We start from the raw sequence: 21,844 nt of genomic DNA, 5'->3' as shown, positions 1-21,844 counted from the left end.
CGATCAGGGGGGGCGCCTAGCCCATAGCCCTTCGGGACACGGGCTAGGCGCCCCCCCGGTGAATACCCGCAAGCGGGCCCGGCCCTAAATTATAGATTTCGGGCGTTCCGCGGGGCGAAGCAGTGCTTCGCTGATTCCCGCTCCACCCCTGTAGGCTCTGCGCCAGCATCCCTGCTGGCGAAGGTCCCGAAGGGCTATGGGCTAGGCGCCCCCCCTGATCGGGACCTCAGTGCCACCGAAGTGAAAATGTCTTCTGGTCGAAGCACTGAAACCGGAAAGATGCACTGAAACTGAGCGTGTCTGTTTCGGTGTTTGTGAGCGTATTGTCAACGCTTATATGTCCCACACCTGTAAGAGTGAGCAGACGTTTTGCCCTGAGGGCAAATTGATTTTATCACCGCTGGTGCGAAAGGCGCGATCGGGGTTCGGGCCGGGCAGTGCAGTGCGCCTCCGGCCCGGTTGTCGATGCTGGTGTTAAAAAGCGATTTCGAATAGGAGCTTCACGGTGAAGTTGGCGGCAAGGTTGACTATTGTGTTAATCGCATTGTTGCTTTTTGTGCCAGTCGCGTCGGCGAGGACGAAAGAGTGTGTGATTTTACTGCACGGTCTGGCGCGAACGGAAAATTCGATGAACAAGCTGGCACGGGCGCTGGACGCCGCCGGTTACCACACTGTCAACCAGCCATATGAGTCCACTCAACACCGGATCGCCGACCTGGCCGCCGCGGCTATTCCCGAGGCCCTGGCCCGGTGCCCCCGCCATGCAAAAGTGCACTTCGTGACCCATTCACTCGGCGGCATACTGGTGCGCCAACATTTGCGTGTCGACACGATCGAGGATCTCGGTCGGGTAGTGATGTTGGGGCCGCCCAATAAGGGCAGCGAGGTGGTGGACAAGCTGCACCGGGTACCCGGGTTTAAGCTGATCAACGGCCCGGCCGGTATGCAACTGGGAACCGGCGTGCTCAGTGTGCCCAACAACCTGGGACCGGCCAAGTTCGAGTTGGGTATAATCGCCGGCACGCGCAGTATCAACCTGATGCTCTCTAACCTGCTGCCCAACCCTGACGACGGCAAGGTATCGGTGGCCAGTACCAAACTCGAGGGTATGGCCGATCATATTACCTTGCCGGTTACTCATTCTTTTATGATGAGAAACCAAAAGGTTATTGAGCAGGTGCTTTACTTTTTGGAGAACGGTTTTTTTGAAGACACTGGCAGTCAATAAGCTTGCGTGGAAAAAGTGTGTAATGATCGAGTTGATGGTGGCTCCAGGTAAACAGAAATCTAGATAGTGAGTAGATAAAGGAAGCTTCAGTATTTTTATTGAGCTGCCAAGTGCAACCACCTTTAAACCTGGAGAGAGATAAGCGAGGAAAAATAAATTGAAACCCCTGGTTCTAAATCCAAAAGAAGGTCGTGCTTATCCTATGGGTCGAATGACCGCTGTCTTTAAAGCCGATCTCGAAGAGACAAATTCGACGCTATCCGTATCCGAATGGTGGCTCGAGCCAAATACAGAGGGTCCTCATATTCACAAGCATCCTGAAGCCCATCTCTTTTATGTTATAGAAGGCCGTCTGACGGTCTATCTTCAAGGAAAAGACTGGCTTGAAACAGAAAGTGGCTCGTACATCTATATACCCGGTGAAACTGAGCATGGCTTTGAAAACCGAAGCAGTAACAAGGTTGGTTTTATATCTATCAATACACCCGGTGGTTTCGAGCAGAGCATCCCTGGTATTGTGAATTACTTTAACGAGAATCCACTTGGTGATACAAAAGCCAGCACTTAAAGTCGAATCGGTAGGGCATTTTAGCTGTTGTGTTGCAGCAAAAGGGTCTCTTCATTAAACGTTAAGTACTAAAGGAGGCGGGACAGTTGATGCGAGGGGAATGTAATTGCGGGGCGGTGTCCTTTGAGATAAGTGCAACGATTTCAGACGTTTATATTTGTCATTGCTCCATTTGTCGCCGTTCTACCGGCAGTGCGGGAATAGCCGTCGGTATCGTGAGTAAAGATGAATTTAAGTGGGTGACAGGTAAAGACAATATAGGCCTATGGTCCAAGCCGGGTCATGATTGGCAGACAAGCTTTTGTGTTACCTGCGGTTCTCCACTCCCTGGAAAAAACGATGACAAGACTATATATGTTCCAGTTAGCCTGTTAACAACAGGGGTAAGTGAACTCAAGGTTGCACATCATTTGTTTGTTGGCTCCAAAGCAGACTGGGAAGAAATCGGTGATACAGGTAAACAGCACATTGAGGGTTATAGTGAGTAAATCGCTTGACAAGGTCAGTCAGGGCGGTCACGAAATCCTTCGCTTCCCTCTTTTTTGCAAAGCTAAGATCTGTGCTTATATGATGAAAAAATGCATATTGGTACTATCGATATTGATTTCAAATTACGCGCTATCCTGGGATACAGTGGAATGCCGCGGCCAGCAACATGATCGTGTACTGGCATTAAATGAATTAGGGTTGCGGGTATTAGCTTTCATAAGAGATAACGGTAAATTACCCGATTTGTGTCGTAACCATTTTCTTAATCGAGATCAGTTAATTCCTAAAGAGCTTAAGTCTTATCTGGTTTGTGGTGGCTCAGAAAACGATTCTGTAGGGTATTGGTGTTGGAAGGACCACTCGAACATCAAAAAAGTCCAAGAGGTTTGCAAGTTCACGTTAAGCACGGGCAATATGGAGTGCCGAAATCTGGTGGCTACTTATGATAGAGAAAGAAACTGACAAAAATCATGGTGTTGCCGCACGGCCTGAGCCGAACCCTTTGAGGGGCGCCTTCAGCTTAGCAACTCATAAAAATTTTCTGCGTTGTGTAAGCCTGCCGATTTATGCTTAAGTTGCACAGTTGCAGGCGTCCCTCAAGGAGTACAAGGTAGCGACTACCATATATGGTTTGACATTAGTTTTTGCATGCGATGGAATAAACGCCGGGATAATACTGTCGTTTCATTGTTTTTAAACCTACTAAGAGGAAAAAACATGAACCACATTTTTTATTTACCTTTGGTGACAAGAACTGAGTTTTACAATCACGTCACGCCTCATGATAAGTACTTCAATAATTTTAATGCGACAATAGACGACGGTGAAAAGAAATTTCTTGGCGAGTTACATGGCCAAGGCGGCGAGTATGGGGTCTTATACATAACTGGACATGGCGGTTTAAATACCACTTTGAGTCTGCGTGAACCGCTTGATGCAAGAGTAATCAGTCCAGATCAGCTAGGGGCGCATCTATTGGGAAAAATTGATGTAAATCTACCTGACTTTTTGCAGCAATACCAAGGCATTCGATTGCTTTCCCATAGGATTAGGAAGGTTAAAGTCTTCGCGTGCTTTTCCGGGGTTGCTCCGGACGATGGAATCAGCTCTTTTGCCCATGAGCTGGCTGTTTATTTCCGTGTCAACCATTGCCATGTTCCAGTCTATGGATATACGGGCCTGACTAAATTTGAAGGGGGGAGAAAATACATTGACGGGGGATTTGGAGTACAGCCAAAACGTGCGAAAAGCCGGCGTGCTAAATTCTGTCAACATAACCCGAACGAAAAGTTTACGCTCACTCAAGAAGCAAGACAGGATTGGCAAGACGGAGATAACTGGTGGGTCTTCGACAAAGCTTCTATTGAGAAATGGCGTCAAGGCTGATATCTCCGGCAATAGTAGGCCGAGTAGAGGGGTCGTAGTGCTTGCTTTTTATACTGCGTAACCTCGGCTGTCGGAAACTTGATGGAGGATTTGGTTAATCGATCAATTTCCAAGCACTACGACCCCAGCTACAATGATGGCTCCCGGAAAAGGCATGCCGTGAAGAAGTACCTTGACTTACTGGAAGAGCTGGGAATGGATCGTGCAGCAGCGAAGCACTGGCATCGCTCCCAAAGACAGTTCCGCCTGAAGAGATTTGTAACGCGATCGGAGTCAACATGGGTTAGCTGTTTAACGGCACCAAGAGTAGTCGCTATAGACCAGGCTCTTAAGAGGCGACGGAGCTATCAAGTCGCTTGACTGTAATTGCAGTGTGGTTATAGTGTCGTTGCTAGCTATCTAAGGTTTGAATGGGATGAGAAGAAGAGTACTTCCAAAAAGAGTACTTCCAAGAAGAAGCATGACGTCACCTTTGACGAAACCAAGACAGTTTTTACTGATCAATTTGCCCGTTTAATTTCCGATCCCGATCATTCTGATGATGAATGATAGATTCATTCTTCTAGGCACCAGTATCCATTCGAGATTGTCAATCGTATGCCATTGTATAAAAGTGAATGATTCAATCCGTATTATCTCTGCCAGAAAAGCAGACAAAAAAGAACGTGAAATATATGTATGAAGGTTATCGCGATCTGCTGATGAAAAAGCAGCCGTAGTTGATTTTCCGACAGGTAAAGTAAAAATTCGTTTGAATACAATAACTAATGACTCAGGTGTAATCGATTGGCATATGCATATGCCGGATTGTCACATTGAAGTAGTGCACTCTAGAGTCTCAAAGCTTTCAAATGGAAATAGCTTGTATATTTCCGTATTAAATGCGCCGCCGGTACCAGATGAGGAAGTCGGAGATGCATTAAAGGCACAAAAAGAACTTGTCACCAAGGCGCTAAGCAACCTTGGGGAGGTTCCTGGTTAATAGTGCACAACAAATTAAACAAGACGGATGCGCTAATGCGCACCTTTTCTTGAGACTTTAAACGCGACCAGGGAGATCGAGGTGATTTATTACCGACCCGCGAAAACCACCGATGCTGCGGCGATTTCCAAATTAATTTTGGATACCCAGAGTCAATTTTCGGTTGAAAATTTCTCCCCGGAGGGAGAGCGCTTATTGGCCAAGGTCTGCTCGGCGGAGGCAATAGAGGGTTATCTGGAAAGCGGCTACATCTATTTCGTTGCAGAGGATGAGGCGACTATTGTTGGCGTTATAGGTGTGAGAGACCGCTGCCACATTGAGCACAACTTTGTCCGAGGCGACTACCATAGACAAGGAATATCATCGCAATTATGGCGTCTGGCCAAAGAGAGCTGCCTACAGCAGGGCAATAAAGGTGAATTCGAACTCCGGGCTTCGACTTTCGCCATTCCCATTTATGAGCGCTGGGGATTTGTTAAAGAGGGGGAAAAACAAAGTATTGGGGGGATAATATTCACACCCATGCGGCTCAAGCTGGGGTCTTTAGACTGAACATATCCTCTGTTAACAAAACCTGTTTCTGGGGTAAACTTCCGCATACTCACCCTTGTTAAGACGGCTCTGTTATGGGTTACTAACGCAACATAAGGGGCGACAGCTCACCGGTATTGAGGTTGGATAAACCAAAAGAGCCTATCTGCAATATCCCATTGACATCGATGCGCGAACACGCCAGCTTCGAGCCCTGGGCGAGAATTTTTTGTTGAGCGGATAATCAGGGTGCCTAACCGACCCTGCAACGAAAGTTAGCAACACGGCGCCCAAACCAAACAACCGACAAGAGGAATTGGCAATGAAAACGAGAGCAGCCGTCGCCCTGGCGGCGGGACAGCCGCTAACGGTGACCGAAGTGGACCTCGGCGGTCCCAAAGCCGGCGAGGTTTTGGTTGAAATCAAGGCCACGGGGGTTTGCCATACCGACGCTTTTACCCTGTCCGGCGATGATCCGGAGGGTGCCTTTCCGGCCATTCTCGGCCACGAGGGGGCCGGAGTGGTGGTGGAGGTGGGCGCCGGGGTCAAGAGTCTCAAGCCGGGCGACCATGTGATTCCCCTGTATACCGCCGAGTGTCGCGAGTGCGATTTCTGCCTTAACCCCAAGACCAACCTGTGCCAGGCCGTGCGCGCCACCCAGGGACAGGGGCTGATGCCGGACGGCAGCAGCCGCTTCTCCCTCGACGGCAAGCCGATTCTGCATTATATGGGCTGCTCGACCTTCTCAAATTTTACGGTGCTGCCGGAGATTTCGCTGGCCAAAGTGCGCGAAGACGCCCCCTTTGACAAGATTTGCTATATCGGTTGCGGCGTTACCACCGGCATCGGCGCGGTGGCCTTTACCATGCAGGTGGAACCGGGCTCCACCGTGGCAGTATTCGGCCTCGGCGGTATCGGCCTCAATGTGATTCAAGGGGCGAAGATGGTGGGGGCCACCCGCATTATCGGTATCGACCTCAACCCCGCCAAGGTATCCCTGGCCCGGCAGTTCGGCATGACTGACTTCGTCAATCCCAACGACGTTGAAAACCTGGTGGATCATCTGATCGATATGACCGGCGGCGGCGTGGACTACAGCTTTGAATGCATCGGTAATGTGAATGTCATGCGCCAGGCCCTGGAGTGCTGCCACAAAGGCTGGGGGGAAAGCTGTATCGTCGGTGTCGCCGGCGCCGGCCAGGAGATTTCGACCCGCCCGTTTCAGTTGGTTACCGGACGCTCCTGGCGCGGCACGGCCTTTGGCGGTGCCCGCGGGCGCACCGATGTGCCGAAGATTGTCGACTGGTATATGGAGGGCAAGATCAATATCGACGATCTGATTACCCACACCATGCCGCTCGACGAAATCAATAAGGCGTTTGACCTGATGCATGCCGGAGAGAGTATCCGCTCGGTAGTGTTGTACTGAGACGATAACATCGAAGCGAAAAATCCAAGGAGACGAAACCGAACCATGAAACAAGTCGTTGAAAACAAGTGTTTTGGCGGTCGCCAACTGCGCTTTACCCACAGCTCTGAGGTGCTTGACTGCGATATGCATTTCTCGGTTTACCTGCCGCCCCGGGCTGAGACGGCACCGGTGCCGGTGTTGTACTGGCTGTCCGGGCTGACCTGTACCGATGAAAACTTTGTCGCCAAAGCCGGCGCCCAGCAGTTTGCCGCCCGGGAAGGCGTCGCTTTAGTGGCCCCGGACACCAGCCCCCGGGGAGCGGATGTCCCCGATGATCCCGCGGGTGCCTATGACTTCGGCCTGGGGGCCGGCTTCTATGTCAACGCCACCGAGCCGCCCTGGAACCGCCACTACCGCATGTATGATTATGTCGTCGATGAGCTGCCGGCGCTGCTCGCCCGGGCGCTGCCACTGGACAACGGGCGGGCCGGTATCTGCGGGCATTCCATGGGCGGGCACGGTGCCCTGATCATCGCGCTGAAGAACCCGGACCGCTATCGATCGGTGTCGGCGTTTGCGCCGATTTGTTCGCCGTTGAACTGTCCCTGGGGTGAAAAAGCGCTGGGCGGTTATCTCGGCACTGATCGCCGGCAGTGGGAAGCCAACGATACCACCGCCCTGGTGCGGGCGGCCACCGAGCGTCTGCCGATCCTGGTCGATCAGGGCGAGGCCGATGAGTTTCTGGCCGAGCAATTGAGAACTGAACTATTGGTTGCGGCCAGTGCCGAGGCGCAGTACCCGATGGAAATTCGCCGGCAGCCCGGTTACGACCACAGTTATTTTTTTATTGCGTCGTTTATCGGCGATCATCTCAGGTTTCACGGTCAGTATTTGAATAAATAGGTTTAGGGCCGAATGGCACTTAGTTAAGCGTATTTGCATCAGTCTATCGGCCACCGCTCCGGTCACATCGATCTCGATTAAATGTACCGAAGGTAGGTCTGGCCCTGGCTGAAGCCTCCAGAAACTCTCGACAGCAGGGATGCTGTCGGGAAGTCTCCATGGATGGATTCACGACGTGTTTCTGGAGGCTTCAGCCAGGGCCAGACCGGTCATAGCACAACTTTTCTTAAGGCAGTGCCGTTGAGGCCAGGGTCTTTTAACACTAATTGAGCAGAGCAACTCAATAAGTATCAGACCCTAGCGCCGTGACCGACTGTGCAGCGTGGGGATGTTGAGGCCGGGTGCGGCCAGTTGTCGCGGAAAGGCCATGGTGAACTCGGTAAACTGGTCGAGCGTGCTTTTAAGGCCGATGGTGCCGCCGTACTTCTCCACCGTCGATTTGATCACGTCCAGACCGACGCCCCGGCCGGCGTGTTGAGTGACTGTCTTGGCGGTGGATACACCGGGCCGGAACATGGCGTTGAGGAGCTGTGTCTTATTCCAGCGCCGCACCTGGTCGGCGGTGAAAAATTTGGAAGCGAAGGCCGCATTGCGAATTTTCTCCGGGTCGATGCCGTAGCCGTCGTCGCGCATGGCGACGATCAACTTGCCCTTCTCATGTCGCACACTGATATGCAGGCAACCGTAAGGGGTCTTGCCGCGCCGGCGCCGGGTTTGCGGGTCTTCGATACCGTGAATCACCGCATTTCTGGCCAGTTGTGTCACCAGGCCGTTGATCACCCGGCGCAGGTGTGCGGGAATCGCTGAATCGGTGTAGCCGTCATCGACGATAATCACGCGCTTCTTGCTGTCCATCTCCAGGCGTTTCACCAGGTATTGGAGACGGCGCATCATCGTGTTGGCGCCGCCTTCGGGGCTGTCGCTCCAGCCGCCTTCGACAATCTTCTCAAACAGCTCTTTGACTTCCTTGACCGCACCGATAATGGCCTTCAGCGGTGAAATCAGCCGCCGCAGGTCTTTTGTCGACAGGGTCTTTCTCATGCTCAGGTCGGACAGCAGGTTCTCGAACTGGTGAGCCTGGTCGCTGATGGACTTCAGGTTCAGAATGGCGGCATCCCCTTTCATCTGATGCACGCTGCCAAAGATACTTTCGATTTTTTTCTTGATCTGGGGCGTGGTCAAAGGGCGTGTCGACAGGTTGGCCAGAATGTCTTTCAGGGTTGTCGTCGTGCCCTCAAGGTACTCTTTGATCAGATCTTTTTCAAACTGCAACAGACTCATCACAGTACTTATTTTCTGCTCGGCTTTTTGGTTGGAGCGCTTTATCAGTTTCGATATTCTGATCGACTTTGAAATATCCCGAATCGTAACGGTCCACTTGCCATAGTGTTCGAAACTGTCGCTTCTGCCGAATTCGCAGCGGATGTACTTGACGATACTGCGTCCCTTGGGGCTGCGGATTTTTATTTTCAGGCAATCAAAGGGATTGTGCTTGATAACGGGCTTGATGATATTGCGCTGTTTTACCAGCTTGTTCAGCACCAACAGGGCTTTTTTACCGTCCTCGGGCGCTGTGCGGCTTCTGATGATGCGGGCGAAGCTCTTGCCGACCAGCGGACTTTCACCCAGCAGTGACTCCAATACCCGCGAGTGGGATTTCCTGATGATAAAGTCACTGTCTATCTCCAGCAGGCCGGCGTTGATCTGGCTGACCTGCCGCGTGCCCTTGGTGGAAAAGTGGCTGGCGAGAAAATTCCCGAATTGAACTAGTGACATCGTACAGTCCTTCTAACGAGTGCAACAACGGCGGGCATGCGCGGTGCCGGCCTGCCAAGCAGATTACCCGTACAGAGGAGGGTCAGGTGCTATTGTAGGGAGAAATATGATCGCACCTAACATCAATGTTTGACATGCCTGGCGCGAGTTTTTTGTTCTGTTTGCCAAGCTAGTAGCTAACAAATTGTGCGTGAGTTCACGTTGTCGGCGCCGACCGCATCACGCTGCGGCCGGGGTTTATGACAGTCCTGTTGCGGGGGCGATGTCACGCCTATTTTTGCAGCAACTCCATCAGTGCGATCACGGTTGCCTCCACGCCTTTGGTGATCGCCGGTTGCGGGCTGATTTTAAACAGCGGGCTGTGGTGGCTGGGTACCGGCGCACCGCCGGCGGCCTCCCGCTCGAAGTCCGCTTTGGGGGTGCCGCCCACGGCGAAATAGACCGACGGAATATAGGGGTCGATGGTAAAAAACGGAAAGTCTTCCGCTCCCATACCCAGGCGCCGGTAGTTTTGATCGAAGGCGTCCTCGCCCAGCCGGGCGCGCCAGACTGCTTTCAACCGCTGGGTCAGGGGAATGTCATTGACCGTGGGCGGTGTCGGCTCTTCGCTGTGGATGACCCGGGGCAAGTTGTCCTCGGGCAGGCCGGCGGCGCGGCCGGTGTTGACGGCCACCCGCTCGATGGCGCGCATCAGATACTCGCGGGTTTCGAGATTGTCGTTGCGCACCGTGACCTGCAGCTTGGCCTGATCGGAAATGATATTGTGCTTGGTGCCGGCGTGAAACGAACCCACGGTAATGACCGCCGGCTCTTTCGGCGCAATCTCGCGGCTGACGATGGTTTGCAGGGCGAGTACGATCTGCGCGCCTATCACCACCGGGTCTTTGCCGCGGTGGGGCGAAGCGCCGTGGGCGCCGATGCCGGGCACGATGATATCGAGGGAGTCGACACCGGAGTAGGGCGAGCCCTCGACCGCCACCAGTTTGCCCGCTTCAATTTCGGAGCTGACGTGAAACGCCATGGCGTAGTCGGGCTGGCCAAAGCGCTTCCAGATGTTGTCCGCCATCATGCCCTTGGCGCCGCCCACCCGCTCTTCGGCGGGCTGCCCGATCAGCATCAGGGTGCCGGACCAGTCGCTGCGGCGTTTTGCCATCTGCTTGGCGGTACCCACCAGGCTGGTGATATGCACATCGTGGCCGCAGGCGTGCATCACCGGCACCAGGTTGCCGTCCCAGTCTTTTTGTTTGGCGGTGGAGGCGTAGGCCAGGCCCGACTTCTCCAGCACCGGCAGGCCGTCCATATCGGCGCGCATCATCACCAGCGGGCCCGCGCCGTTTTCCATCATCGCCACGATACCGGTCTTGCCGACGCCCTCGGTCACCTTGAAGCCTGCAGCGCGCAACTCTTTTGCCAGCCGTTTGGCGGTTTCGAATTCTAAATGCGACAGTTCGGGATTGCGGTGAAAGTGTTCGAACAGCGAGCCCAGGTGTGAGCGGTAATCTTTGGCGATATCGGCGGCCAGATCATCTGCCGCCTGTGCGGTTTGGGCGGCGAGGGCAAGGGAAAGCGAAAGGGTCAGCAGTAAGCGGCGCATAGAGGTCTCCTGTGTTTAGACTGGGACGTTTGGAGGATATAACGCCTCAACCCTATAGGAAAGCCGATACTGCGCTGAGTCCCGAGTCCCGAGTCCCGAGTCCCGAGTCCCGAGTCCCGAGTCCCGAGTCCCGAGTCCCGAGTCCCGAGTCCCGAGTCCCGAGTCCCGAGTCGCGGTGCCGGGACGATCCCGGCACCGGTGCGGTGATGACCTCAGTTGAGGCCGGTGATTTCAATATCGTCGATCGCCATATCGCCGCGGAAGCCGCCGTCGGCGACAGCGCGAAAGCGCACCCGCAGCGGGCCGCTGAAGCTGCCCAGGTCGATTGACACCGGTGTGTAGGCGGCGTCATTGTCGTTTTGCTGCTGGCCGCTGATGCTCCACACGCCCTCGTCCCAGGCGCCGTCGCTGTACACATCGACATTCAGGGTACCCATATCCGAGCCATACATATGATAGAAAAAGCTCAGCGTGCGGGCCGCGCCGCCGACGCTCGGGCCTTCCAGGATGGCGGTATCGCCGGCGTTAAAAGCCCCGCGACCGTCCGAGGTTTCCAGGTAGGTGTACCACTGGCTGCCGTTGTTGCCGCTGTCGGGGCCGGTGCGGTTGGAAGCGGTGCCGCCGGCATCGCGGGTCCAGTCTTCGTCATCACCGGTGCTGACATTGCGCCAATTGCCGAGTCCGTTTTCGAAGTCTTCCGCTTCGAGCACCACCGGGGTACCGGCATCCACAAAGGTGATCTGTATATCATCGCTGGCGCTGAGCTCGGTATCGTCGGCGCTCAGGCGCAGTACATAGGTGCCGGCAACCGAGGCGCTGGCGCTGGTGTCGACAGCCGCCGCATTGCCGAAATTGACAGTGCCGGGCCCGGATACCCGGCTCCAGGCAGTGGTGATACCGGCGCCTTCCGGCAGTCCGTCGTCGCTGACTTCGCCGTTGAGTGTTGCCGCGTTCGGCAGCACCACGGTTTGATTGACGCCGGCGTTGACCCGCGGGGCGCGGTTGATCGCCGGGCCGGCGCTGCCGCCGCTGGCCACCAGGGCGTAGACGGCGTCAGTGGTCGCAGTGGGCGGGTGTCCGTCGAGCACGATATCATCCCCCAGCACCTCGATGCTCCAGGTGCCGGCGGCCGGTGTCTGGATAAAGACATTTTCCACCGTATCAATGGTATTGGAGCTGCCGCCGGGCGTCGACCAGTTGCCGTTGCGCAAACCGTTGTTGCCCCAGTAAACGGTTCCTGCCGGGCTGGTGACTTTGAGGCTCAGGTCATTGATGCGATGGATGGCGGCGGCCGGGTTGCCGCGCAGGTCGCGGTAGACCAGCGTCGCCTTCAGCGGTTGGCTGCCGTCGACATTGAGCGCGTAGCTGTTGGTACCGCCCGGTGTCAGCACGTCCTGTTCATCGACCAGAATGGGCAGGCGCCAGCCGTTGTCCCGGGCGGTGTCGTACAGGTTTCTCAAATCGGGCGCGCCCCAACCCTGGTGCACCCGGCTCATATTGGCGTTGTCGCCGCCGCTGAACGCGTAGCGGTAAGCGCTGTGTATCATCAGGGCCTTGGCGGTGGCGGCATGGGGTCGCGCGTCGAACACATCGCGGTTTTGGCCGGGGCCGCCGGCGAATACCCCGTCGGCCCACATTTCGAACATAATGCCGAAGGCGCCGGCGACCGTGGGGGTGGCGCCACTGGTGCCGCCGAAATTCCGGTAGGCGGTGTTGCTGGCGTCGTCGATGGTGCGAATGCCGCCGTACTGGCCGGACAGGTCCGGTTTTATACGGTTGTCGGCGGCCGGGCCGATACTGGCGCTGCCCCAACTGTCGTCGCTGCGCTCGACGGTATTGTTGGTGTCAAAACCGCCCACAGCGACGACATTCTTGGCCCAGGCGGCCGGGCGCGAATTGCGATTGCCGGTGTTGCTCTGGGATTGCAGTTTGACCAGATCCAACTCGAACAGCACCTCGTCGTATTCCGCCGACCAGGTCGTGTAATTGGTGGTGGTCGAATAGTCGGTGCTGCTGGTTTGCACGACCGCCCGATAATCGCCGGCCGGGTCGACCAACTCGGCCAAGTGGCCGCGCAGTTGCGACTCGGTGGGCCGATTGTTGCCGGGAAAGGCGCTGAACCTCGAAAACACGATCGGGCGCGCCGCGCAACGCAGTAAGCCGCTGCTCATGGCGATGCCATCGGCATAGAGGATGCCGGCGATCTCCGTGCCGTGGTTCAGGCCGCCGGAGCCGGACGCCGCCGGGCTGCGCACCAAAATGGATTTGTTGACCAGTTCCTGGTGTGAGAGGCGAAAGCCCCTGTCGTAGACTTCGATGCCGACGCCCCGGCCGCAGTAGCCCGCCACCTGTTCGATATAGTCGAACTCCTCGCGCTCGCGCACCTGGCCCAGGTCCTCGCTCTCTTCGCCGCGCAGGTCGATAAACAGGGTTTCCGGTCGCCGGCTCACCTGCAACAACTGAGCCGCGTTCAGTTTTGCGGAAAACCGGCTGCCGTCGTTGACACTGGTGGCGAGAGCGGCGCGTTGTGTTTGTGCCGGGTCGCCTTTGAGCACGATGCCGCCGATGGACTCCGTGAAGCGCACCAGCGCGGCGCGGTGGGATTTGCTGACGCTCATAATCGAGTAAGTCTGTAAATCGGCGCCGGCCGCGGCGATACGATTTTCCAGGCCCTGCTGTAACTTATACGCCGGCAGGTAATCGACCGTTGCCCGCACAAACGGCCGCGACTCGATCGCCGCCCGGGTGGTCTTGTCCATCAGGCCGACGACGGCGTTGGGTGGCAGCGCAGTAACAATTTCCACCCCTGCCGCTTGCAGGGCCCGCTGGTAAGCGGGCAGCGCCTGGGTGTGAAACTGGATGATATAAGCATCGACGACGTTGGCAGTATCGCGCCTGTAGAGATCGGGCGCGGGGGAGGTCAGACGCTGTGGCAGAGTCAGGTGAACGCCCGTCAGCGGATCGAAGGGCGGTGCGCGGCGCAATTGAATCAGCTTGCTGGCCTGGCGCGGACGACTCAGTGTGTTGTCGTCGGCACGAATGCGGTAGGTGCCGTCGGCATTGCGTATTTCCCGGGTGCCGGCAACCTCCTGCGGTGTCTGCTTGTCGTAACCGGCGGCGTCGCGTCCGGCGCCGGTTGCAGGCAGGGCCAGCGCGACACCGGCGAGCACCAGTGTTGCCAGCTTATAGGTGAACCCCACGACGGTTTTTATTCCGCGGATGGAGGAAAGTTTTTTTATTTTATAGCGTTTTTTTTTCACGATAGCTCCCGCTCTGCATGTCTGAGCATGCATAAAGAATGGTTGATTGACGGATGGTTCTACCGGGGCAGAACCGGGTTCGCCGGGATATCGCATCAAGCGGTACAGTCTCAACCCGTACTACTGGTAAGCGCACACTACCGCCACCAGGTTTTGGTGTGGGCGTGTTAGTTTGAGCGTGCACCGGTGCAAGATCCGGGCTGGGCGGGGAATTACTGAGTGCTACTGCGTTACTGCCTGACTGGCCTCGCCGTTTTTATTTTTTACTGCCGAATCAGATTAACAGATCGACCGCGCCGGCTTTATGTTATTTCCGTCATATCTTATGACGGAAAAACATTGGCGGTTTGGCGCAAGGGTGATCTCGTAGAAAATATTCTGGCTATAGTGGGTCGTTTAAGTGCTTGCCGTTTAATCCGCCCAGTTTTGGTGCTTGCTACTGATCACCGCCTCGATTTCGCCCAGCAGGTGTTGGCAGCGTTCCCGCAGGTAGTCGCGCAGCAGGCGAATCGCCGGCGTGATCGAGTTGCGCGAGGGACACACCAGCCACAGCTCCGAGGCCAGCGGCCGATAGTCCGGCATAACGATATCGATCCTGCCGGCCATTAAATCCGGCGCCATATCCAGCGCGGATTTCGCCGCTATGCCTTTGCCGGCCACACACCAGCGGCGCACCATATCGGCGTCGTTGGCAACGCGGTCGCCGCGCAGCCTGACCCGGTAGCGCTCGCCGTTGCGGGTCAGGGTCCAGACATCGTGGGTGACGTCGCGCATCTGGTAGAAGAGGCTGTTGTGAGCGCTCAGCTCAGACGGGTGTTGTGGCGCCGGGTGGCGCGCCAGGTAGTCCGGCGACGCATACAGAAAACGGGGCACATCACAGATTTTAAAACCGTATAAATTGCTGTCCTCAGGCGAGCCGTAGCGCAGTGCGGCGTCCACCGGGTCGCGGTAGAAATCGAGCAGGGCATCGCTCAGTGTCAGTTTCAGGCTCAGTTCGGGATGGTGCTCCAGCCATTCGTCGAGCCAGGGTGCCAGCAGGTTGCGACCAAAATCCGATGACACGGTCAGGCGCAGTTCCCCCGCAATCCGCTCGCCGCCCAGGGCTTCGGCACCCGCCCGCTCCAGCATAGCCAGTGCCTCCCGGCACGGGGGCAGGTAGCGTTCCCCCGCCCTGGACAGCCGCAGGCGGCGGGTCGAGCGCACGAACAACTCGACGCCGAGGACCTTTTCGACCCGTTTGATCGCCGCACTTGCCGTCGCCACCCGCAGGTCCAGCGCGGTGGCAGCCCGGGTGATACTGCCCAGCTCAGCGGTTTTGACGATTAGATGCAAATCTGAGATCAACACGATTTATGCCTGCCGCTCTTTGTGTAGGTTACTATTCATGCTCGTCACTATTTATGCATAATTTATGCATAGAACTATCAATTTTTATTTGAATATAATTCATTGATTTTACTGTTTTTAAAGAAAATAAAAAGGCTTACAGTCTGCCCGTCATTTACTGGAGGGCGCTGTCATGAAAGCCGTAGGCTACAAAGAATCTCTACCGATTACCGACGCCAACACGTTAGTTGATTTCGAACTGCCCCAGCCGGTGGTCGGGGGTTACGATATGTTGGTTCGCATCGACGCCATTGCGGTCAACCCGGTGGACTACAAGGTCCGCCAGACTATGCCGCCGGCCGGCGGCGCATACCGTATCCTGGGTTGGGACGCCAGCGGCGAAGTGGTGGCTGCCGGCAACCAGGTTAGTCAGTTTCAACCCGGCGACAAGGTTTTTTACGCCGGCGATATTACCCTCCCCGGCAGCAACGCCGAATACCAGCGGGTGGATGCGCGCCTGGCGGGCCACAGGCCGCGCAGCCTGTCCGCTGCCGAAGCCGCTGCCCTGCCGCTGGCGGCCATCACCGCCTGGGAGATTCTCTTCGATCACCTCAAACTGTCGCGGGTCAACGGCAACCGGGACGGGGCGCCGACGCTGCTGGTCACGGGCGCCGCGGGCGGAGTGGGTTCCATGTTGGTCCAGTTGGCCAGGCGGCTGACCAACGCCACGGTCGTGGCAACCGCATCGCGACCGCAAAGCCGAGACTGGGTAACCGCACTCGGCGCTCATCATGTCATCGACCACCACGGCGATATGGTGGCGCAACTGCGGGCGCTCGGTATCGACCAGGTCAACCATGTCGCCAGCCTGAACGGCACCGGCCGGCACTTCGCTACCCTGGTGGAGGTGCTCAAACCTTTTGGCAGCCTGGTGCTGATCGACGACCCGGTCGAACTGGATATTGGCAAGCTCAAGTCGAAGAGCCTATCCTTGCATTGGGAGTTTATGTTTGCCCGCTCGATGCATCGGGCCGACGATATGCAGACACAGGGCGAACTGCTGTCGCGCATAGCCCTGCTGGTGGATGACGGTTTGATTAAAACGACCCTGGGGCAGAACCTGGGGACAATAAATGCAGCCAATCTGCGCCGCGCCCATACCCTGCTCGAAGCGGGCGATACGATCGGCAAGATTGTGCTTGAGGGATTTGACTGACAGTTGCAGCGTCGCCCAGAGGTGACACTTTACCGTGGTTGGCGTCGATATGGGGTAGAGATGGACGGCGCTCGCTGAAGTAAACAAGTGCCACTCGACCGGTCTGCCTCTGGAGAGGGCTTTCAGAAACACGTTGTGAATCCCCGCAAGCGGGTCCAGCCCAAAACCAGAGGTTTTGGGCGTTCCGCGGGGCGAAGCGGGGCTTCGCTGTTTCCCGCTCCACCCCTGGGAACTCGCCTAAAGCGCCTACTGTTGGTCGCTACAGCATCCCTGCTGTCGAGAGTTTCTGAAAGCCCTCTCCAGAGGCAGGCCTCCCCCCAATGTTTTTAACCGGGGTTGGTCGGGATGGCATGCGGAGTCGTAGACAGTGCAAATCCCCTGATGCAAGCGCCACTCGGGTTTGAGATATGGCTCGATGCCAGGGCGTGAATTGTTTTGACAAGCCTGGCCATGGCCGCTTAAGCAATGGCGCGATTGAGTAATGAAACCTTTTTAACATTATCCAGTCTGATTGAACCAATAAGACACACTCGAGTTAGGAAACCCAATTGCCAGCGCCGAACCGAACCACGCCTTATGTCACGCCCGGGATGCCAGCGCTGGATACCTCGGGCAAAGCGCTGTCGTTTTTCGAATTCTGGCCGACCTGGTTAATGTATTTTCCAGTCGTTATCCAGTGGTTGTTGCTCAGCGTGCGCCACGGCTCGGTTACCCTGCCGTTACTCGCCAATCCGAAGCTGCCGCTGGCCGGCATGGCGGGTGTACCCAAGAGCACCTTGTTTGCGCAGGCCGAAGGCGAGTGCGAGGCGGCAATACTGCCCTGGTTTACCCATACCGTCGGCGCGCAGGACTGCGCGCAGCAGGCGCAAACGTTGTTGCAGTTGATCGAGCGTAAGGGCTTGCAACTGCCGGTCGTGTGCAAACCCGATATCGGTTGTCGCGGCGCCGGTGTGAAACTGATCGACAACGCCGGCGATCTTGCCCGCTGCCTGTCCGCCTACCCGGCCGGGACCTCATTGATCATCCAAAAACTGTCGCGCTGGGAGCCCGAAGCCGGCTTGTTTTTTATCCGCCATCCGCAGCAGCCACAGGGAACCATCGTGTCCCTGGCTTTGAAATATACGCCCTATGTTGTCGGCGACGGCGAGCACACGCTCGCGCAATTGATTGAACAGGATACGCGGGCGGGAAAACTCAGCCACCTCTACAAGGAGCGCCACCGCGACCGCTTGTCTGACGTTATCGAAAAAGGCAAGCCCTATAAACTGGTCTTTTCTGCCAGTCACTGCCGCGGCGCGATTTTCCGCGATGCGCGGGAATTTATTACACCGGCGTTGACCCGGCGTATCAATCAGATCATGCAGGGGTTACCCGAGTTTTACTACGGCCGTATGGATATCAAGTTTCCCGATATCGAGCAGTTGCAGTTGGGGCAGGGTTTGGAAATCGTCGAGATCAATACGGCCAGTTCCGAGTCCCTGCATATTTGGGACAGGAATACATCGCTGAGAGAGGCGGTCGGTGCGTTGCTGTTTCAATACCGCACGCTGTTCCAGTTAGGTAGCCAGAACCGCAAGCGGGGTTTCAAGACCCCCGGGATCAGGGCTTTTCTCAAAGGCTGGCAGGCCGAGCGCCGGCTGCACGGTTTTTATCCGGCGACAGATTAGCGGCTATATTGATGTCAAGGTGTAATACACATTTTAGAGAAGAGTTTGAAGCTGGTTTAAAGGCCGGGTTCAAGGCAGTGTATGAGGTTATGGATGAGCACCGGTGACAACCCATTTCGACTGCCACTGAAAAGCCGTTTTCTCGCTGCGACACTGGAGCGACTGCTGGGCTTATCGCCGTTGGCGCAGGCCTATGAGCGGCGCCCGGCGCTGGATATCAACTCCCCGCAGGCGGGCCCGGCATTTCTCGATTTTACGCTGGCGGCGCTGGATATCGGTCTGGATATCGGTAATCCGCAGTTACTGGAAACCGTGCCGCGTTCCGGCCCCGTGATCTTTGTCGCCAACCACCCACTCGGTGGTCTCGAAGGGGTGGCGATGACGCAACTGCTATTGAAAACCCGCCCCGATACCAAAGTGCTGACCAACAAGTTGCTCAGTCGGATCCCCGAATTCAACCAGTTGTTTATCGGTGTCGATGTCTTGTCGCGAGATGCCGCCCGGGACAATGCCAGAGGTATCCGCGCTGTCTATCAACACCTGGGCAACGGCGGCGCGCTGCTGATTTACCCGGCCGGTATGGTCTCCGCACTCAATCTAGGCAGCGGCGCTATTGAGGATCGTCCCTGGAATCCCCTGGTCGGCCGCCTGGCACGGCGCTATGCCGCCCACTGTGTGCCGTTTTTCGTAGAGGGTTATAACAGCCGTTTGTTTTATCTGCTCGGTTTGATCCACCCGCGTCTGCGCACGCTGATGTTGGCGCGTGAACTTGCCAACAAGCGCGGCCGGCGGTTCACCCTGCGTATCGGCAGGGGCGTGCCGCCCGCCGAACTTGAGGCGTTGGACAGCGAACAGGCCGTCACGCACTACCTGCGGCTGGCTACGGATATATTAAAGTTGCCGCCGGAGTCCGCACCGGACCCGCAGTCGGCCACTCAGCCGGTGCAGCAGGACCCGCGCAGCACGCGCGGGCTCGCCGAACTGCGCCGGGATATTGCCGGGCTGGCCGATTGCCGGTTACTGGCGCAGCGCAAGTTTGCCGTTTATTGCGCGCCCTATGCAAGGCTTGGCAGTGTTATGAATGAAATTGCCCGGGTCAGGGAGTTGACGTTTCGCGCCGCCGGTGAAGGCACCGGCAAATCGCTGGATAAGGATCAGTTCGATCCTCACTATTTGCATTTATTTGTCTGGGATACCGAGCGCGAACAGATAGTCGGCGGCTACCGTATGGGCAGGGTGGATGAGATTGTGCGCGAGCGGGGTTTGTCCGCGCTTTACAGCCGCTCTCTCTACCATTTTGACCAGCGTTATCTGAAATCCCTGGGCAATACCCTGGAAATGGGCCGCTCCTTCGTGGCGCCCGACTACCAGCGCCATCCCCGCGCCCTGGACCTGTTGTGGCGGGGTATCGGTGCCTACCTCGCGCAACACCCGCAGTATCACACGCTGTTTGGGTGCGTCAGCATCTCCCAGGAACACAGCAAATTGGCGCGCGCGTTTTTGTCCGAATCGATGATGCACAGTTTTCGCGTCGAGCAGGAGCATTTGGCCGCGATCCGGCCGGTGAAGCCGTTAAAGGTGCGCGGTAAGGTCTGGACCCGGGAGGTCCTGGCATCGTTGAGCAGTTTAGTGGTTATCAATAAACTGATCGGCCGCTGGAACGCCGGCAAAACGATACCGGTTTTGTTGCGCCATTACCTGGCGTTGAACGGCCGCTTTGTGTGCTTCTCCGTCAACGCCCAGTTCAATAATTCACTCGACGGGCTGATCCTGGTGGATTTGCGCAAGACACCGCACAAGTACCTGCAGCGCTATTTAGGCAAAGCCGGTACTCAACAATTTCTAAAACGATGGGGCCTGGATGAAGTTGCCGCCTGATACCGATGTACTGACCGACCAACTCAGCGACGCCACCCTGGCAGTGCTGCAACAACTGGCAGCCCTGGTTGGCGCCGTGGGCGACTGCTACAGCCGCGAGCCGGAGGCGAACGCTTCCAGTATTGGCTGTCACGTTCGCCATATTCTCGATCATTTTGCCGCGCTGCACGGCGCCGCGCAGACCGGTCGCATCAACTACAATACCCGCAGCCGCGGCAGCGATATTGAAGTCGACCCTGCATCAGCGCTGGCCAGGATAGCGGTGTTGAGCAGCTGGGTCGACAATCGCGGTCTGCAGGACAGGGCGATAGAGATAGAATCGGAAGTATCCGTCAGTCACTATGAAAATGTGTGTATGCCGGGCAGTCTCTACCGCGAAGTGATCTATGTCATCAACCATACCATCCACCATATTGCCTACGCTCGGATGATTGCCGGGCGCATGGGTATTACGTTGGATGATTATCTCGGTATTGCACCGGCCACTGCCACTTATTTAAGGTCAACAGAATGTACCCGCTAGATTTGCGTCGTTCGCTATTATCATTTTTGCTGCTGTTCGGTTTGGCTGCAGGCGCGCAGGCTGCCGATCCGATCTATACGTCCTGGTTCAACAACCTGGCTATCAAAGGTTACGATGCCGTCGCCTACTTTACTGAAAATGCGCCGGTAAAAGGCAAAAAACAATGGCAGCTTGAATGGCGCGGCGCGCAATGGCGCTTCAGCTCTGCCGAGAACCTCGATGCGTTTCGGGCCAATCCGGAAAAGTATGCGCCCCAGTACGGCGGTTACTGCGCATGGGCGGTGGCGCACGACAAGCTGGCGGGCATCGACCCGCAGCAGTTCAGTGTGGTCGACGGCAAGCTGTATCTCAACTACAACGCCCAGGTGCAGAATAAGTGGCTGGCTGAAAGGGATAAGCTGATTATCGATGCGGACCGGCGCTGGCCTTCAGTGCTTGAGCGTTGAGGTTGGCCTCGATTGATCTGCTTGGATAGTTTAGCGTTTTAAATTTTTTATGTGCCACTCCACGGCCCGGCGGGGGTGCGCGGTCCCGATCGGGCGCAAGCTTGCCTGTCGCCCCGGCGGCTGCGGAACTCGACCATTTTTGCTGAAAAAATGATTCAAATACGCTAAGGCGTATTTTCACCCTTCGGGCAGCCTAAAGGCTGTCGAAATTGCATGCAATTTTTCGGGACTCAGACAATCCTCGCCAAAAAACGCCGGGGCGACAGGCAAGCTTAAACGCGCCCTGAATGATCGGGACCGCGCACCCCCGCCGGGCCTTACCTCCTGCATACTTTATTTCGTATTGAGAAAACCGTAACAGGCAGGATAAATTTACAGTCTTGAGGGACGCCTGCAACTTAGCAACTGACTTAACACTTGGCGCGTTTTGCCAAACTGGCGATGTGCGCTTAAGTAGCAAAGTTGCAGGCGTCCCGCGAGGGTTCCCAACTTGCAGTCATCTGCCCAACCAGGGACGGGGTGGTGCAGGGTGTTTTTTAGCCCCACACCGGAATCTTGTGCCAGAAGGGGAGTGTAGTAGCAAGCAGTACCGGACTGCAGAGGCTCTCCTACCGGAAGGCTAAAAAATACCCTGTACCGGCGCGGCCCGTGCCGGGTGGC

Annotated in this window: 18 protein-coding genes; 14 read left to right on the top strand and 4 right to left on the bottom strand. The window is 56.4% G+C overall.

What is annotated here, in order from left to right; translation table 11 throughout:
- Positions 1-505: 505 nt before the first annotated feature.
- The 9 genes from FKG94_RS18115 to fghA all read left to right on the top strand — a co-directional run bounded on the left by FKG94_RS18115 (position 506) and on the right by fghA (position 7,498).
- Positions 506-1,228: an esterase/lipase family protein gene (locus tag FKG94_RS18115; RefSeq protein WP_342779098.1), complete on the top strand. Its 723-nt coding sequence runs from the start codon at positions 506-508 to the stop codon at positions 1,226-1,228.
- 157 nt (positions 1,229-1,385) lie between these two features.
- Positions 1,386-1,796, top strand: coding sequence for a cupin domain-containing protein (locus FKG94_RS18110; RefSeq protein WP_218943575.1), 411 nt, complete (start codon positions 1,386-1,388; stop codon positions 1,794-1,796).
- Positions 1,797-1,885: 89 nt separating this feature from the next.
- Positions 1,886-2,284 carry a GFA family protein gene (locus tag FKG94_RS18105; protein ID WP_142928465.1) on the top strand — a complete coding sequence of 133 codons (399 nt, stop codon included), beginning with the start codon at positions 1,886-1,888 and terminating at the stop codon, positions 2,282-2,284.
- Positions 2,277-2,747 (top strand): hypothetical protein, encoded by a 471-nt coding sequence (locus tag FKG94_RS18100; RefSeq protein WP_142928339.1) that lies wholly within the window; start codon positions 2,277-2,279, stop codon positions 2,745-2,747. Before FKG94_RS18105 ends, FKG94_RS18100 begins: the two co-directional genes overlap by 8 nt.
- 255 nt (positions 2,748-3,002) lie before the next feature.
- Entirely contained in the window at positions 3,003-3,671 is a 669-nt protein-coding gene (locus FKG94_RS18095; protein ID WP_142928338.1) for a hypothetical protein, read from the top strand.
- A 538-nt stretch (positions 3,672-4,209) separates the two neighbouring features.
- On the top strand, positions 4,210-4,353 hold the full coding sequence (locus tag FKG94_RS29590) for a BrnT family toxin (RefSeq protein ID WP_218943574.1): 144 nt from the start codon (positions 4,210-4,212) through the stop codon (positions 4,351-4,353).
- A gap of 381 nt (positions 4,354-4,734) precedes the next feature.
- Positions 4,735-5,205 carry a GNAT family N-acetyltransferase gene (locus tag FKG94_RS18085; protein WP_179957703.1) on the top strand — a complete coding sequence of 157 codons (471 nt, stop codon included), beginning with the start codon at positions 4,735-4,737 and terminating at the stop codon, positions 5,203-5,205.
- A 301-nt stretch (positions 5,206-5,506) separates the two neighbouring features.
- Entirely contained in the window at positions 5,507-6,613 is a 1,107-nt protein-coding gene (locus FKG94_RS18080) for an S-(hydroxymethyl)glutathione dehydrogenase/class III alcohol dehydrogenase (protein WP_142928336.1), read from the top strand.
- 45 nt (positions 6,614-6,658) lie between these two features.
- The gene (gene fghA, locus FKG94_RS18075) at positions 6,659-7,498 is read left to right on the top strand and encodes an S-formylglutathione hydrolase (RefSeq protein WP_142928335.1); all 840 of its coding nucleotides are present in this window, start codon (positions 6,659-6,661) and stop codon (positions 7,496-7,498) included.
- A gap of 297 nt (positions 7,499-7,795) precedes the next feature.
- Here the strand turns inward: fghA and FKG94_RS18070 are convergent, their stop codons facing one another.
- The 4 genes from FKG94_RS18070 to FKG94_RS18050 all read right to left on the bottom strand — a co-directional run bounded on the left by FKG94_RS18070 (position 7,796) and on the right by FKG94_RS18050 (position 15,475).
- A complete protein-coding gene (locus FKG94_RS18070; protein ID WP_142928334.1) occupies positions 7,796-9,274 on the bottom strand; it encodes an Hpt domain-containing protein in 1,479 nt (492 codons plus the stop codon).
- 271 nt (positions 9,275-9,545) lie between these two features.
- Positions 9,546-10,868, bottom strand: a complete 1,323-nt coding sequence (locus FKG94_RS18065) for an amidohydrolase (protein ID WP_142928333.1) — start codon at positions 10,866-10,868, stop codon at positions 9,546-9,548.
- A gap of 212 nt (positions 10,869-11,080) precedes the next feature.
- Positions 11,081-14,128, bottom strand: a complete 3,048-nt coding sequence (locus FKG94_RS18055) for a PKD domain-containing protein (protein ID WP_179957702.1) — start codon at positions 14,126-14,128, stop codon at positions 11,081-11,083.
- A 411-nt stretch (positions 14,129-14,539) separates the two neighbouring features.
- Positions 14,540-15,475, bottom strand: coding sequence for a LysR family transcriptional regulator (locus tag FKG94_RS18050; protein ID WP_142928330.1), 936 nt, complete (start codon positions 15,473-15,475; stop codon positions 14,540-14,542).
- A 172-nt stretch (positions 15,476-15,647) separates the two neighbouring features.
- On the opposite strand from FKG94_RS18050, the gene FKG94_RS18045 reads away from it, so the two are divergent.
- The 5 genes from FKG94_RS18045 (at position 15,648) to FKG94_RS18025 (ending at position 21,184) form a co-directional block, all read left to right on the top strand.
- Complete coding sequence (locus tag FKG94_RS18045) at positions 15,648-16,670, top strand: zinc-binding alcohol dehydrogenase family protein (RefSeq protein WP_142928329.1); 1,023 nt, start codon at positions 15,648-15,650, stop codon at positions 16,668-16,670.
- Positions 16,671-17,218: 548 nt separating this feature from the next.
- Positions 17,219-18,337 (top strand): D-alanine--D-alanine ligase, encoded by a 1,119-nt coding sequence (locus tag FKG94_RS18040; RefSeq protein ID WP_218943573.1) that lies wholly within the window; start codon positions 17,219-17,221, stop codon positions 18,335-18,337.
- A 93-nt stretch (positions 18,338-18,430) separates the two neighbouring features.
- Complete coding sequence (locus FKG94_RS18035; RefSeq protein WP_142928328.1) at positions 18,431-20,215, top strand: bifunctional lysophospholipid acyltransferase family protein/GNAT family N-acetyltransferase; 1,785 nt, start codon at positions 18,431-18,433, stop codon at positions 20,213-20,215.
- The gene (locus FKG94_RS18030) at positions 20,199-20,738 is read left to right on the top strand and encodes a hypothetical protein (protein WP_142905730.1); all 540 of its coding nucleotides are present in this window, start codon (positions 20,199-20,201) and stop codon (positions 20,736-20,738) included. Before FKG94_RS18035 ends, FKG94_RS18030 begins: the two co-directional genes overlap by 17 nt.
- On the top strand, positions 20,726-21,184 hold the full coding sequence (locus FKG94_RS18025; RefSeq protein WP_142905729.1) for a YHS domain-containing (seleno)protein: 459 nt from the start codon (positions 20,726-20,728) through the stop codon (positions 21,182-21,184). The genes FKG94_RS18030 and FKG94_RS18025 overlap by 13 nt, the downstream gene beginning before the upstream one ends.
- Positions 21,185-21,844 lie beyond the last annotated feature (660 nt).

It is taken from the genome of Exilibacterium tricleocarpae (assembly GCF_007004655.1).
In the GTDB taxonomy this organism is placed as follows: domain Bacteria; phylum Pseudomonadota; class Gammaproteobacteria; order Pseudomonadales; family Cellvibrionaceae; genus Exilibacterium; species Exilibacterium tricleocarpae.
Note: the sequence above shows the minus strand (reverse complement) of the source record. Positions and strands in the feature narration are given on the sequence as shown.